Genomic DNA, 12,310 nt, shown 5'->3' with positions numbered 1-12,310 from the left:
GCCTCGCTCCTACAGGTTCAGGGACAGCCCTCCAACCGCAGGCAACGGCACGCACTATACTTAATGTGTGTCCGTGTCTGCGTGGGGACGGACAGCGCATCTGATTACGTCAGAGAGGGTTGCGCCATGAAACTTCATTCCTTTCAACATTATTCTCATGGTCTGGAAACGGTCGTTCACGACACTTGGACTACCGCCCGGGTGAAGTCGGCCCTGGCATTGGCCGAAACCACCCTTGGCCTGAATGTCCATGTCAAAACCCATGCGGGCACGGTGGCATTGAGCGGTCGCGTCAACACCCACAGGCAGTGTGAGCAGGCTGTTGCTCTGGCCCGTTCGGTGCCTGGTGTCGTCAATATCGATGCCAGCGAATTGCTCACTCACGTGTTCACCCCAGGACATTCTCCAGAAGCACCGAATGCCGAAGAGACCACTGAGCGTCGGCCACCCTCGTCAGACGACAAATGACCGGGGCGATCTTGCGAGTGTCATGCCTGCTTCGCAGCCATGGACGGGCGTAGTCGCGCGCCAGCCCATTTTGTAACGTTGCGCCAAGCCTTCAGGCGGCTTCGACCGCTTGGCCATAAACGGCACAGGTATCCGGATGCTCGGCCAGCGATACGAAGTTGCGACGGCTGGCATCCAGCGCATCGACGGAGCCGGTCTCGATGTCATAAACCCAACCATGCAGGTTCAGCAGGCCTTTTTCCTGGGCCAGGCGCACGCTCGGGTGAGTCTGGATGTTCGCCAGTTGGGCGATGACATTTTCCCGGACCATCGAACTCACCTTGGCTGCGTCGCTGGCGTGAGGGCGGGAGTCATTGATGACCTTGGCCGACTCGGCGTGTTGCAACCAGCCGCTGACGGCGGGCAGGTGATCCATGCATGTGCACTGGGCGATGGCGGTCATGGCGCCACAATCCGAATGCCCGCAGATCACGATGTCCGTCACGCCCAATACCGCGACGGCATATTCGACCGTGGCCGACACGCCGCCGGGGTGCGGACTGTAAGAGGGCACGATGTTGCCGGCATTGCGCACCACGAACAGTTCGCCGGGTTCTTGCTGGGTCAACAATTCCGGCACTACGCGGCTATCGGAACAGGTGATGAACAACGTGCCGGGATGCTGGGTGGTGGCCAGGTGTTTGAACAGATCGGTACGTTGCGGGAAGGCTTCGTTCTGGAACTTCAATAAACCTTCGATGAGCGCTTTCATGGCGGACTTCCTTGCATGAGTGAGGGGGTTAAGACGCACAAACCTGTAGGAGCGAGGCTTGCCCGCGAAGAACGATGACGCGTAATACCTGAAAAACCGCAGTGCATTCTTCGCGGGCAAGCCTCGCTCCTACAGGTTGTCTTAGAACGGACGCAATGGCAGGAACTTGCCGTCCAGGGTAATCACTGCGCGAGAACCACCTTCCGGGTCTTCAACTTTCTTCATGTCCAGCTTGAAGTTGATCGCGCTGATGATGCCGTCGCCGAATTGCTCGTGAACCAGGGCTTTGAGCGTGGTGCCGTAGATCTGGATCATTTCGTAGAAGCGGTAGATGGTTGGGTCGGTCGGGACACCTGAGAGGCTGCCGCGCAGCGGAATGATCTGCAGGCGAGCCACGGCGTCGGCGTCTAGTTCGAGTTTCTCGCCAATCACCTTGGCGGCGGCTTTCGGCAGCGGATGCTGGCCGAGCAGGGCGGCGGTGACGTAGGCCAAGCCCAGGCCGGTGCCGTCGGTCAGATCTTGCCAGGACAGATGCTTGCGTGCCTTGGCATCGAGGATTGAAGTGGTCAGGGCCAGACTCGGGTCCTGGTAAGCGTGGGACTGTTGCATGGTGTGACTCCTATCGGTTGTGGCTGGAAAGTGGAGCCATCTTCGGTCGATTGATTCATAGCGTCCAAGACCGATATACAATGCCTGGCATAAGTCCTGCCTATAGATGGTGTGCCCCATGCTGCTCCGACATTTGCGCTACTTGCTGGCAGTCGCCGACCACGGCGGCTTCACCCGCGCCGCCGAGGCGTTGCATGTCTCCCAACCGACGCTGTCCCAGCAGATCCGGCAGCTGGAGGAAACCCTCGGCGTCAGCCTGTTCGACCGCACCTCGCGCACGGTCAAGCCGACCGATGCGGGGCTGGCCTATATCGAAAGTGCCCGTCGGGTACTGGTGGAACTTGAAGCGGGGAAACGTGCGCTGCACGACGTGAAGGACTTGTCTCGCGGCACTTTGCGACTGGCCATGACGCCAACGTTCATGGCGTATCTGGTGGGGCCGCTGGTGCGCGACTACGTGGCGAAGTTTGCGAACATCCATCTGCAGATTTTCGAGTTGTCGATGGATGACATCGAGGCCGGGTTGCTCGATGACTCGTTGGACATTGCCATTGCCTTTACCCCGGTGAGGAGCCCCGATATCGAGTGCCTGCCGGCATTTGTCGAGACCTTGGGCGTGATGGTCGGGCGCAGTCATCCGTTGTACGAGCGCCAGAACCCGCTATCGCCAAAGGAGGTGGCGCAACTGGAGTTCGCGTTGCTGACGCCGGACTTCATCACCCGATCCACCATCGACGAGTATTTTCGACAACAGAACATCACGCCCAAGGTGGCGATCGAGGTGAACTCGGTGAGTACGCTGCTGGAGGTCATTCGTCACGCGCCGATGGCCACCATCCTCCCGGAGCCTATCGCCACTGCGGAACGGGCATTGCGCAAAATTCCGCTGCAGGGGGAGGCGCCCAACCGAGGGGCCGCGCTGCTTCGGCGCAAAAACAACTATCACAGTGCGGCGTCGATGGCCTTTATGGACCTGGTGTTGGGCGTGGCTGCGGTCGAGTCGGCGAAATCAGTCATCCACTGATTGGCACAGCCCGTTGGGAGCCTTGCCGGTGGAGGTCACGGTCACTGAGTCGTCATCGGCGAGGATGATCGAGAGCGTGATGCCCGAACCCTTGGCTTCGAAGCGCCGATCGTTGATGGCTTTGGTTTCCGCCTCTTTACTGTTGATCAATACCGGGCCGTCCTGATCCGCATGGACGACGACTTTACCGGGGCAGTCCACATCGAATGAGGGAATGCCAGGGAGGGTGTTCGCGTGGGCAACATTGGCCATTGCCAACATTATGAATGTCAGGATTCTGTTCATCGCAAGCCTCCAGGGATCCAGCAGGGCATACGGTTAACCATAGCTTTATTTGGTGCGCACGAGACAAACGAAAAGGCCCCGCTCGATATTCCGAGCGGGGCCTTCTTTCTTACTGAGAGGGGATATCAATACAACCGATCAATCACCCGAACTTCGTTCTGGTTCTGCATCGATGCCCACGCCTGTTTCAGCGTTTGCAGCACATTACCGATGAAGTCCTTGTCGGCCGCGGCCTTCTTGCCGACATAACCCTGGCCGCGACGGTACATTTTCAGTCGGGCGAGCAGGTTCTGGTTGTTCTGGTCGAACTCTGCTTCGTGGGCATGGGGCGACAGGCAGTCGATATGAACCTGGCCCGATTTGCTGATCCACAGAATATGGCTGTCCTGGCTGTCTTTTTGCGCAGCGAACAAGCGAGCCAGTTCATCGATAGTAGGTTGATTGTTCAGATTCATTGTAAGCCCCTTGACCATTTGGTGATCTTTCAAAGTTGATTCGCTAATACAAGTAGCCCATCGGTTAGTTGATCCCTGGCACCGAAACCAGGACGTCAGCGGTCAGCCGTCAATTTGACGGGGGCCCGCGTCTGCTGCATGTAGTCGTGTTGAATAACTGCTACGCAATAGCGTCACAACGAAGAGAAGCGGCGAAAACCTGGAGGCCACTGCCGACGTTTTCAGGGTCGGCCACAAGCTTCATGAGGATTGATCGCCAGCGCTTCTCGTCCTTTGTACTGGACGTTCAGGCCAGGTCAGCTTCTTCAATCTGCCTTGTGGGCAGCGTGTATCCGGGAAAAACAGCTCGGCGGTCAGACGAGCTTGCTCAAACGTGTTGCCTTACTCCCGATCGGGGAGATGTCTGCATCATGCAAGGGCAAATCGGAGGCGTCAACGGTTTTGTAGTGATTATTTTTGTTCACTACATATTGTCGGACAAAGTGGTTTTGGAATTAAAAAGTCAGGTGCGGCTGGCTGTGGCGTCGCTGGAATCGGCCACTCACGCGGACAAACGGCAGGACCGCGTCATCGTTCTTCGCGGGCAAGTCGGATCGCCGCACCGCTCGCTCCTACAGGGGCGGGGTAGGAGTTGCCGCAGGCTGCGATCTTTTAAAGCGGTAAACGGTGCATGGATAACCGTCGATCGGCAGGTGATGCAGGGTGAACTCACCGCCCGTGAGATCAGGCATCACCCTGGCCCAGAACAGCCGCGCAGGCTGGTTGGCATCGATGTGGAAAATCTGCCATTGACCGGGGAACCGGTTCAAGAGGGCAGAGACGACAAACTTCGCGACGCCTTGGCCACGAAAACGTCGACTGACAAAAAAGTAGCCGATGTTGTGCTCCGCGCCGACGATATGGGTTTCGTTATCCACGGTCACGAAACCGGCAAGCTCGCCGTCGACCGTGATCAGAAACGGCCTGGTTGCGGGGTTGCGCCAGTAGTCCAGTTTGGGCTGGATGTTGAAGAAGCCATGATCCCCGAGTTTCAGCGGCAGCCATTCGCTGAAATCGTAGATGTAGAACTGCATCAGGTTTTCGATGGTTTCCAGTTCGTCTCGCTGAGCGGCGTGCAGTTCTATCGAGGGCTGGTTCCTGATTGTCGTCATTGTCGTACCTTTCAGAAAGCAGGGCTGTTGCCTGATGCGTCGCAGAACCTGTAGGAGCGAGGCTTGCCCGCGAAGAACGATAACGCGTAATACCTGAAAAACCGCGGTGAATTCTTCGCGGGCAAGCCACGCTCCTACAGGTTTCGATACGTTGCAAGTGCCCTCAAGCCTTGCCCGTCGGTTTCGCCACACGTTTGGCACCGGTCGAAGGCTTGCGTTTGGCGGGTTTGCGTTTGTTTTTCCACGGTGTGGCGCCACTCCCGGCCGGGCTTGCCGGCCCGCTGATGGTCAGGTTCAGGCCGGCGCAACGTGCTACCTGCTTGCTCATCCACGCAGCCTGTTTGGTAACGAATTCTTCCAGGCTCATTTCACCGCTCTGCACCATGTCCAGGGCCTGTTCCCAGATCGCCGTGGTGCCGGGATCGGCAATCGCGCGCGGCACGGCATCGATCAGGCTGAACGCTGCCGGCGTCGCCGCGAGGGCCTTGCCGTTCTTGATCAGGTAGCCGCGGTCCAGCAGGCCCTGGATGATCGAGGCGCGTGTGGCTTCGGTGCCGATGCCGGTGGTGTCCTTGAGCTTTTGCTTGAGCAGTGGATCTTCCACCAGTTTGGCGACGTTCTTCATCGCCTTGATCAGATCGCCTTCGGTGAACGGCTTGGGTGGCTGGGTCCAGAGGTCCTTGAGCTTCACATCGGCCACCGCGCAGTCACGCCCTTCGGCCAGTGTCGGCAGTGTTTGCGGCGCGGGTGCTTCGCGGCCCTTGGCTGGCGCGAGGGCCTCGGGCAGGGCGCGTTTCCAGCCGGGCTCGACAATCTGTTTGCCCACGGCGCGCAAGGCTTCACCGGCACAGTCGAAGTCGGCCTGGGTCCGGTCGTACTCATGGTTGGGCAGGAACTGCGCCAGGTAACGTGCACGAATCAGCGTGTAGACCGCCCGTTGCTTGCCCACCAGGCGGTCGAGGTTTTTCGCCGCCGCCGTGGGGATGATGCCGTGGTGAGCGCTGACCTTGGCATCGTTCCAGGCCCGTGAGCGGCGCTGGGGCTCCAGGTGATCGTGCAAGGCGTTCAGGGCCGGGTCGGCCTGCCTCAGCGCAGCAAGAATACTTGGGGCTTCGCTGTGCTGACTCAGCGGCAGGTAGCCACAGTCGCTGCGCGGGTAGGTGATGACTTTGTGGGTTTCGTACAGCGCCTGGGCGATGTCGAGGGTTTCCTGGGCGCCGAGCCCGAGCTTTTTCGAGCAGACTTCCTGCAAGGTACCCAGATCGAACGGCAAAGGCGCGACTTCGCGCATGCGTTCGGTGCGCAGTTTGATCACCCGAGCGCTCGCCGCACCGCTAATGGCCGTAGCCGCTTGTTGAGCCAGCGCCTGATTCAGGCAGCGGTCCTGATCGTCGCAAGCGTCGGAGGCCGCACGCCACTGGGCGGTGAACGCGGTGCCGTCATGCAGCAGTTGCACATCGATCGCCCAATAAGCCACGGGGACGAAATCGGCAATGCTGCGGTCGCGATCCACCACCAGGCGCAAGGTTGGCGTCTGCACTCGACCGACCGGCAATACACCCTGATAGCCGGACTGACGCCCCAGCAGGGTGAACAGCCGGCTCATGTTCATCCCGATCAACCAGTCGGCCCGGGAGCGCCCCAGCGCCGAATGATAAAGGCTGAACGTCTCGGCCCCGGGCTTGAGCGCCGCCAGTGCCTTGCGGATCGACGCATCGTCCAGCGCCGACAGCCACAATCGCCGGATCGGCCCGCGATAACGGCAATGCTCCACCAGTTCCCGGGCGATCATCTCGCCCTCACGATCGGCGTCGGTGGCAATCACCAGTTCACTGGCCTCGCCGAGCAAGCGTTTGACCGCCTTGTACTGGCTGGCCGTACGCGGTTTGACGGTCATCTTCCATTTTTCGGGAATGATCGGCAGGTCCGTCAGCACCCAACGCTTGTAACGCGCGTCATAGGCATCCGGCGGTGCGGTTTCCAGCAGATGGCCGATGCACCAGGTCACCGTGACACCCGTTCCCAGCCAGCAGCCGTCACCCCGGCGCTTGGCGCCGAGCACGGCCGCGATGTCTTTGGCCTGGGAAGGTTTTTCACAGAGGTACAGCTGCATAACCACCATCATCGATCAGTGTTCGAGAGGTGCACAGAATGGCGGCTGATGAGCGATGGAGCAATCTTTATCTGTATGGATGTACAGCTTGAGCTGTTGCGGTTGATGACAGCGGTCAATCCACCACAAACAACCGGGCGCCAATGGCGGTGGATGAACGATGCGCTTCGGCATTGTCCGCCACCTGATAGCTCATTCCCGGCGTGAGCACGAAGACTCGACCGTCTTCCAGTTCGGTGTGCAGTTCCCCCTCCAGGCAAAACAGCACATGCCCCTTTGAGCACCAGTGATCGGCCAGATACCCGGGCGTGTATTCGACGATACGCGCGCGAATCGCGCCGAACTGCCGGGTGCGCCACAGGGCGCTGCCGGTCTCGCCCGGGTGTTCGGTGGGTTCGATTTGCGACCAGTCGGTGGTGCCGAAGGGGATGTTGGCAATGTCCATGCTGCTCTCCAAGTGTGGGGCATGCTTTTGTGAGGACCTGCACTGTAGCTCAAGCAAGCTCCGTTCGGCTGTGAAGCAGTCGTGATACCGAAACATGAGGTATACCTGTCGGATCGCGATACAGCGCAGCAGCGACAGAGGATCCCACTCTATGAAAGCCCCCGGACCCGGTAATCCCATCGCCATCAGCCCTCAGCCCGGCTGCGTGGTGGTGAAGTTCCATGGCATTCAAGTGGCGTCGTCCACTCGGGCGCTGGTCATGCATGAGGCCAATTATCCTCCGGTGTACTACATCCCCCGGGAGGACATCGCCGAACAATATTTCGCCCGCACCGACCACACCAGCTATTGCCCGTACAAGGGCGATGCCAGCTATTTCAGCCTGCAAATCCCCGGGCATGAAGGGGCCAATGCGGTATGGAGTTATGAGCACCCGAAGGTTTCAGTCGCGCAGATTGGCGGGTATGTGGCGTTTTATCCTGAAGAAGTGACGTTTGAGGTGCTTGATACCTGATATGCAGAAAACACTGTGGTGAGGGCGCTTTTGTACCGATCACATCGCCAGGCTCACCTCGGTGTACACCACCAACGCAAACGGCACCGTTGGCAGGAAACCGCCGGACCAGCCGTTGCCGATGTGGTAGGGCGAGGACATCGTGGCTATTGCAAATCGCCTGTCGCACACATGACAATGCGAGTCATTATCACTCGCGAATTATTCCATTGTCATGTCTTCCAACGATTTATCCCTACGCAGCGCCGTCAATGATCTGTATTGCGACCATCACGGCTGGCTCAATGGCTGGTTGCGCAAGCGTCTGGGCAATGCCTTCGATGCGGCAGACCTGACGCAGGACACCTTCGTTCGGGTGATCAAGGCACGCAGTGCGCTGGAAATTCGCGAACCGCGACCCTACCTGTCGATGATCGCCAAGGGCTTGCTGATCGATCTGTTCCGTCGGCGCTCGCTGGAGCAGTCCTATCTGGAAGCCTTGACCGCCATGCCCGAATGGCAGCAGCCATCGTTGGAGGAACAGGCGATCCTGTTGCAGGCCTTGATGGAAATCGACCGCCTGCTGCAAGGATTGGGCGCGAAGGTCAAGCAGACGTTCATCCTGTCTCAGTTCGATGGCCTGACCTACCCGCAGATTGCCGAGCGTCTGAATATCAGCACACGCACGGTCAACAACTACATGGCCAAGGCCATGGAGCATTGCTGTTTGATGCAGATTCAGTTGCAACTGGCATGAGCCTTTCTCCCGCTGAGTTGAAGGCAATCAGCATCGCCGCCCAGTGGTACGCCCGACTTCAGTCTGGCGTCGCGACCGATTCGGATCGAGCAGCCTGGAACGACTGGCTGGTCGCTGACCCGTCGCATCGTCAGGCCTGGCAGCGGATGACTGCGGTGGGTGAACAGATGGCGAGCGTGCCAGGCGCCCTGGCTTCGCCTGTTTTGCGGGGCGCTGAACGATCCCGTCGTCAGGTGTTGCGCAGTGTGTTGGTGCTGGGGTCGGCCAGTTCGCTGGGCTGGTTGGGTTGGCGCAGTGAAACATCCCGGAACCTGTTTGCCGATCTGCGCACCGCCGTGGGTGAACGCCGTGAGTTCCGGTTGGCGGATGGCAGCTCATTGCTGCTCAACACCGACACCTCGGTCAACCTGCGTTTCGATGGTCGTCAACGCGTGCTGGAACTGTTGTGGGGCGAGATTCTTGTGACTACCGCTGTCGATCCCGCGCAGCGGCCGTTCAAAGTGGTCACCCGCCATGGCGAGGTGCTGGCCTTGGGTACGCGCTTTATCGTCCGGTCCCAGGAGCAGGGCGGCGAGGTGGCGGTACTCGAGAAGGCAGTAGAGGTCAGTTCGTCTGGCGGTGCATCGAGGGTGCGCCTGGAGGCCGGACAATCCCTGGACTTCAATGGCCGCTCGTTGGGGGCGGTACGGCGCAACGATGCTTCGGTCGGTGCCTGGCAACAGGGCAGCATCCTCGCCATCGACCGTCCATTGGCGGAATTGCTGGCGGACCTTTCGCGCTATCGCACAGGCGTGTTGCGTTGTGATCCGCGCATTGCCCATCTCAAGGTGTCCGGCGCTTTTCCCATCGATAACACAGACCTGGCGCTGGCCGCGCTGGAGAGCGGTTTGTCGCTGCGCATCAGCCGATACAGTCGATATTGGGTCAATGTTTCGGCCGGGGATATGCACTAGCTCAAAAAAATCTCAGTACTTTGCACTTTTCATACGCATCGTTCGGCTTATCCCTCAATGAGTTTTCATCAAGTGTTTTGGGGGAGGGTAAGCATGTCTCGGGTGTACACGCCAGATCGTTTGGCTTTCGCAGTGAAGTTCGGGTTGTTCGCGGCAACGACGATTGGCGTTTGGCCGATTGTGGCGATTGCGGCACCGGTGGAACAACAGAATCTGGTTCAATCCTTCGACATCGCCGGGGGCAGCCTGACTGAAGTCCTCAGCCGTTTCGCCAGCACCGCAGGCGCTGCGATTTCGTTCGATGCGCGGCAAACCGAAGGGTTGAAATCATCCGGGCTCAAAGGTGCATTCGGTGTCAGCGAAGGTTTCGCGCGGATACTTGGCGGTAGCGGTCTGCAAGCCGAGCCCCAGGCCAACGGTACTTACGTGCTGCGGCCGATTCCTGCTGCCGGCTCGGCTCTGGAGTTGGGCGCCACCAACATCAATGGGCAGATGCTGGGCGCGACCACCGAGAACAGCGGCTCGTACACCACGGGGGCAGTGACCATCGGCAAGGGCGAACACTCCCTCAAGGAGACTCCGCAATCGGTCACGGTGATGACCCGCAAGATGCTCGATGACCAGAACCTGAACACCATCGACCAGGTCATGGAAAAGACTCCGGGCATCACCGTTTACGACTCGACCATGGGTGGCAAGTACTTCTATTCGCGCGGTTTCCGCATGTCGGGCCAATATCAGTACGACGGTGTACCGCTGGACATGGGCAACCTCTATGTTCAGGCCGACAGTTTCAGCGGTGACATGGCGTATTACGACCGGGTCGAAGTCTTGCGTGGCGCCGCGGGGATGATGAAAGGCTCGGGCGGCACCGCCGGGGGAGTGAACTTCGTTCGCAAGCGCGGCCAGACCACCCCCCATACCGACATCACGCTGTCCGGCGGCAGCTGGGACAACTATCGCGGACAGGTCGACACCGGCGGCCCGCTGAATGAGTCCGGGACATTACGCGGCCGGGCGGTGATCGCCGAGCAGAGCCGGCATTACTTTATTGACGACGCCAGTCGCAAGGATCAGGTGTATTACGGCGCGCTCGATTTCGATGTGAGCCCCGATACGACCCTTGGTCTGGGCGTTGCCTATGAGGACATTGATGCCAGTCCTTGCTGGGGCGGCCTGCCGCGCTATAGGGATCGTAGCGATTTGAAACTCAGTCGCTCGACCTGCCTCGATCCATCCTGGAATACCTGGCGCAGTAAACGCACCACCCTATTCAGTGATCTGAAACACCAGATCAACGAAGACTGGGCATTGAAGGTCGCAAGCGTTTATACGAAAAACACCCAGGACATCAAATACACGTTCGCCTCCGGATCCGTGACGCCGGGCACCAACACTACCGGCATGCTTGGCAGCCTGTACGACTACGACCAGGTCGATTACGGCCTCGATGCCTACGTGGATGGCAAGTTCGATGCGTTCGGTCAGCAGCATGAGCTGGTGGTGGGTTTCAACGCCAGCCGTTCGAAAAAGGACGACTTCTACTCGGTCGCCTTTCTGCCGCAGCGCCAGAATGTGTTCAACCCCGACAAGCATATTCCCGAGCCGGACGACAGCTACTTCATCGACAACTCATCTCGCGGTGGCCCGGTCAAGACTGTGACCAAACAGAAGGGCGTTTACTCGACCTTGCGTCTGAAACTGGCGGATCCTTTGACCGTTGTCGTCGGCAGTCGGGTGAGTTGGTACACCTCCGATACCGACTCCGAATTTATTAACTCGGGTACCTCTGAACACTCCAGTACCACGGAAACCGGGCAGGTCACTCCGTTTGCCGGTGTGCTGCTGGACCTCAATGAGAATCTGACAGCCTATGCCAGCTATTCGGATATTTTTACGCCGCAAGGCAATTTCCGCTCGGAAGACGGCTCGGCCCTCAAGCCGCTGGTAGGCCAGAGTTATGAACTGGGGATCAAGGGCGCCTGGTTCGACGGTCGCCTGAACAGCGCTTTCAATCTGTTCCGCACGCTTCAGAAAGACCAGGCGCAAACGGACTACAACTCATCCTGTCCTTCATCGGATGGCTACTGCTACGTCAACGCCGGCAAGGTTCGCGCCCAGGGTTTCGAGGCCGAGATCAGTGGTGAAGTCATCGAGCGCCTGCAAGTGCTCGCGGGTTACACCTACACCCAGACCAAAACCCTCGACGACATCGACACCAGCCTCAAGGGAGCAGCGTTCAACAGTTATGTACCTCGGCACCTGTTGCGCATCTGGGGCGACTACGCCCTGAGCGGGTCGCTTGAGCGGTTCACTGTGGGGGCCGGGGTAAACGCACAAAGCGACAACTTCCGGGTTTCACCTGCCAGTGGCGAGAAAATCAGCCAGTCGGGTTATGCGATCTGGAACGGTCGCATCGGCTACCGCATCGATGACACCTGGTCGGTAGCGCTCAACGGCAATAACCTGTTCGACAAACGCTACTACGCCACCATCGGTACCGAGAGCTTCGGTAACTACTACGGGGACCCACGCAATTTTATGGTGTCGGTCAAAGCGAGCTTCTAACGCAGGCGGGTATGAAAACGCCCCGCATTGGCGGGGCGTTTTTTTGCTGTTCGTTACTGTCAGTTGGTATCCAGATCCACGTTCCTGGTCTCACGCAAACAGATCATCCCCACCACCAGGCTCACCCCGGTAATCACCACCGGGTACCACAGCCCGTAGAAAATATCCCCGGTGTACACCACCAAGGCAAACGACACCGTCGGCAGGAAACCACCGAACCAGCCGTTGCCGATGTGGT

The 12,310-nt window shown here is 59.1% G+C and carries 13 protein-coding genes and 2 pseudogenes; 6 read left to right on the top strand and 9 right to left on the bottom strand.

Features of this window, described 5'->3' with window-relative positions:
• The first annotated feature begins 126 nt into the window (after positions 1-126).
• Positions 127-468, top strand: coding sequence for a BON domain-containing protein (locus PMI30_RS24215; RefSeq protein WP_008006780.1), 342 nt, complete (start codon positions 127-129; stop codon positions 466-468).
• 91 nt (positions 469-559) lie between these two features.
• On the opposite strand, the gene PMI30_RS24220 is transcribed toward PMI30_RS24215, so the two are convergent.
• A complete protein-coding gene (locus PMI30_RS24220) occupies positions 560-1,219 on the bottom strand; it encodes a carbonic anhydrase (RefSeq protein WP_008006778.1) in 660 nt (219 codons plus the stop codon).
• Positions 1,220-1,360: 141 nt separating this feature from the next.
• Positions 1,361-1,828, bottom strand: coding sequence for a cyanase (gene cynS / locus PMI30_RS24225; protein ID WP_008006776.1), 468 nt, complete (start codon positions 1,826-1,828; stop codon positions 1,361-1,363).
• A 118-nt stretch (positions 1,829-1,946) separates the two neighbouring features.
• Between cynS and cynR the strand changes: the two genes are divergently transcribed.
• A complete protein-coding gene (gene cynR / locus PMI30_RS24230) occupies positions 1,947-2,852 on the top strand; it encodes a transcriptional regulator CynR (RefSeq protein ID WP_008006774.1) in 906 nt (301 codons plus the stop codon).
• Here the strand turns inward: cynR and PMI30_RS24235 are convergent.
• The 5 genes from PMI30_RS24235 to PMI30_RS24255 all read right to left on the bottom strand — a co-directional run bounded on the left by PMI30_RS24235 (position 2,838) and on the right by PMI30_RS24255 (position 7,301).
• Positions 2,838-3,137: a hypothetical protein gene (locus PMI30_RS24235; protein WP_008006772.1), complete on the bottom strand. Its 300-nt coding sequence runs from the start codon at positions 3,135-3,137 to the stop codon at positions 2,838-2,840. The two genes, cynR and PMI30_RS24235, sit on opposite strands and share 15 nt — an antisense overlap.
• A gap of 125 nt (positions 3,138-3,262) precedes the next feature.
• Positions 3,263-3,592 (bottom strand): hypothetical protein, encoded by a 330-nt coding sequence (locus tag PMI30_RS24240; protein WP_007904423.1) that lies wholly within the window; start codon positions 3,590-3,592, stop codon positions 3,263-3,265.
• 611 nt (positions 3,593-4,203) lie between these two features.
• Positions 4,204-4,743 (bottom strand): GNAT family N-acetyltransferase, encoded by a 540-nt coding sequence (locus PMI30_RS24245; protein WP_008006770.1) that lies wholly within the window; start codon positions 4,741-4,743, stop codon positions 4,204-4,206.
• Between the two features lie 163 nt (positions 4,744-4,906).
• Positions 4,907-6,856: a DNA topoisomerase III gene (locus PMI30_RS24250; RefSeq protein WP_032834930.1), complete on the bottom strand. Its 1,950-nt coding sequence runs from the start codon at positions 6,854-6,856 to the stop codon at positions 4,907-4,909.
• Between the two features lie 115 nt (positions 6,857-6,971).
• Positions 6,972-7,301, bottom strand: a complete 330-nt coding sequence (locus PMI30_RS24255) for a DHCW motif cupin fold protein (RefSeq protein WP_007907062.1) — start codon at positions 7,299-7,301, stop codon at positions 6,972-6,974.
• A 151-nt stretch (positions 7,302-7,452) separates the two neighbouring features.
• On the opposite strand from PMI30_RS24255, the gene PMI30_RS24260 reads away from it, so the two are divergent.
• Entirely contained in the window at positions 7,453-7,815 is a 363-nt protein-coding gene (locus PMI30_RS24260) for a DUF427 domain-containing protein (RefSeq protein WP_007907061.1), read from the top strand.
• A 60-nt stretch (positions 7,816-7,875) separates the two neighbouring features.
• Here PMI30_RS24260 and PMI30_RS32065 read toward each other — a convergent pair.
• Positions 7,876-7,953, bottom strand: a pseudogene (locus tag PMI30_RS32065) (hypothetical protein); the annotation flags it as partial.
• Between the two features lie 76 nt (positions 7,954-8,029).
• Between PMI30_RS32065 and PMI30_RS24265 the strand changes: the two are divergent.
• The 3 genes from PMI30_RS24265 to PMI30_RS24275 all read left to right on the top strand — a co-directional run bounded on the left by PMI30_RS24265 (position 8,030) and on the right by PMI30_RS24275 (position 12,072).
• Entirely contained in the window at positions 8,030-8,551 is a 522-nt protein-coding gene (locus tag PMI30_RS24265) for a sigma-70 family RNA polymerase sigma factor (RefSeq protein WP_008006766.1), read from the top strand.
• The gene (locus PMI30_RS24270) at positions 8,548-9,504 is read left to right on the top strand and encodes a FecR domain-containing protein (protein ID WP_008006764.1); all 957 of its coding nucleotides are present in this window, start codon (positions 8,548-8,550) and stop codon (positions 9,502-9,504) included. Before PMI30_RS24265 ends, PMI30_RS24270 begins: the two co-directional genes overlap by 4 nt.
• A 93-nt stretch (positions 9,505-9,597) precedes the next feature.
• Positions 9,598-12,072 carry a TonB-dependent siderophore receptor gene (locus tag PMI30_RS24275; protein WP_008006762.1) on the top strand — a complete coding sequence of 825 codons (2,475 nt, stop codon included), beginning with the start codon at positions 9,598-9,600 and terminating at the stop codon, positions 12,070-12,072.
• Positions 12,073-12,131: 59 nt separating this feature from the next.
• On the opposite strand, the pseudogene PMI30_RS31250 reads toward PMI30_RS24275, so the two are convergent.
• Positions 12,132-12,310, bottom strand: a pseudogene (locus PMI30_RS31250) (MFS transporter); the annotation flags it as partial.

This window comes from Pseudomonas sp. GM50 (genome assembly GCF_000282375.1).
Lineage (GTDB): Bacteria > Pseudomonadota > Gammaproteobacteria > Pseudomonadales > Pseudomonadaceae > Aquipseudomonas.
Note: the sequence above shows the minus strand (reverse complement) of the source record. Positions and strands in the feature narration are given on the sequence as shown.

What these genes read in the sequence shown, in the direction of transcription:
- PMI30_RS24215 (WP_008006780.1), top strand. Translation starts at nt 127, where the DNA reads ATGAAACTTCATTCCTTTCAACATTATTCTCATGGTCTGGAAACGGTC.
- PMI30_RS24220 (WP_008006778.1), bottom strand. Translation starts at nt 1,219, where the DNA reads ATGAAAGCGCTCATCGAAGGTTTATTGAAGTTCCAGAACGAAGCCTTC.
- cynS (WP_008006776.1), bottom strand. Translation starts at nt 1,828, where the DNA reads ATGCAACAGTCCCACGCTTACCAGGACCCGAGTCTGGCCCTGACCACT.
- cynR (WP_008006774.1), top strand. Translation starts at nt 1,947, where the DNA reads ATGCTGCTCCGACATTTGCGCTACTTGCTGGCAGTCGCCGACCACGGC.
- PMI30_RS24235 (WP_008006772.1), bottom strand. Translation starts at nt 3,137, where the DNA reads ATGAACAGAATCCTGACATTCATAATGTTGGCAATGGCCAATGTTGCC.
- PMI30_RS24240 (WP_007904423.1), bottom strand. Translation starts at nt 3,592, where the DNA reads ATGAATCTGAACAATCAACCTACTATCGATGAACTGGCTCGCTTGTTC.
- PMI30_RS24245 (WP_008006770.1), bottom strand. Translation starts at nt 4,743, where the DNA reads ATGACGACAATCAGGAACCAGCCCTCGATAGAACTGCACGCCGCTCAG.
- PMI30_RS24250 (WP_032834930.1), bottom strand. Translation starts at nt 6,856, where the DNA reads ATGCAGCTGTACCTCTGTGAAAAACCTTCCCAGGCCAAAGACATCGCG.
- PMI30_RS24255 (WP_007907062.1), bottom strand. Translation starts at nt 7,301, where the DNA reads ATGGACATTGCCAACATCCCCTTCGGCACCACCGACTGGTCGCAAATC.
- PMI30_RS24260 (WP_007907061.1), top strand. Translation starts at nt 7,453, where the DNA reads ATGAAAGCCCCCGGACCCGGTAATCCCATCGCCATCAGCCCTCAGCCC.
- PMI30_RS24265 (WP_008006766.1), top strand. Translation starts at nt 8,030, where the DNA reads ATGTCTTCCAACGATTTATCCCTACGCAGCGCCGTCAATGATCTGTAT.
- PMI30_RS24270 (WP_008006764.1), top strand. Translation starts at nt 8,548, where the DNA reads ATGAGCCTTTCTCCCGCTGAGTTGAAGGCAATCAGCATCGCCGCCCAG.
- PMI30_RS24275 (WP_008006762.1), top strand. Translation starts at nt 9,598, where the DNA reads ATGTCTCGGGTGTACACGCCAGATCGTTTGGCTTTCGCAGTGAAGTTC.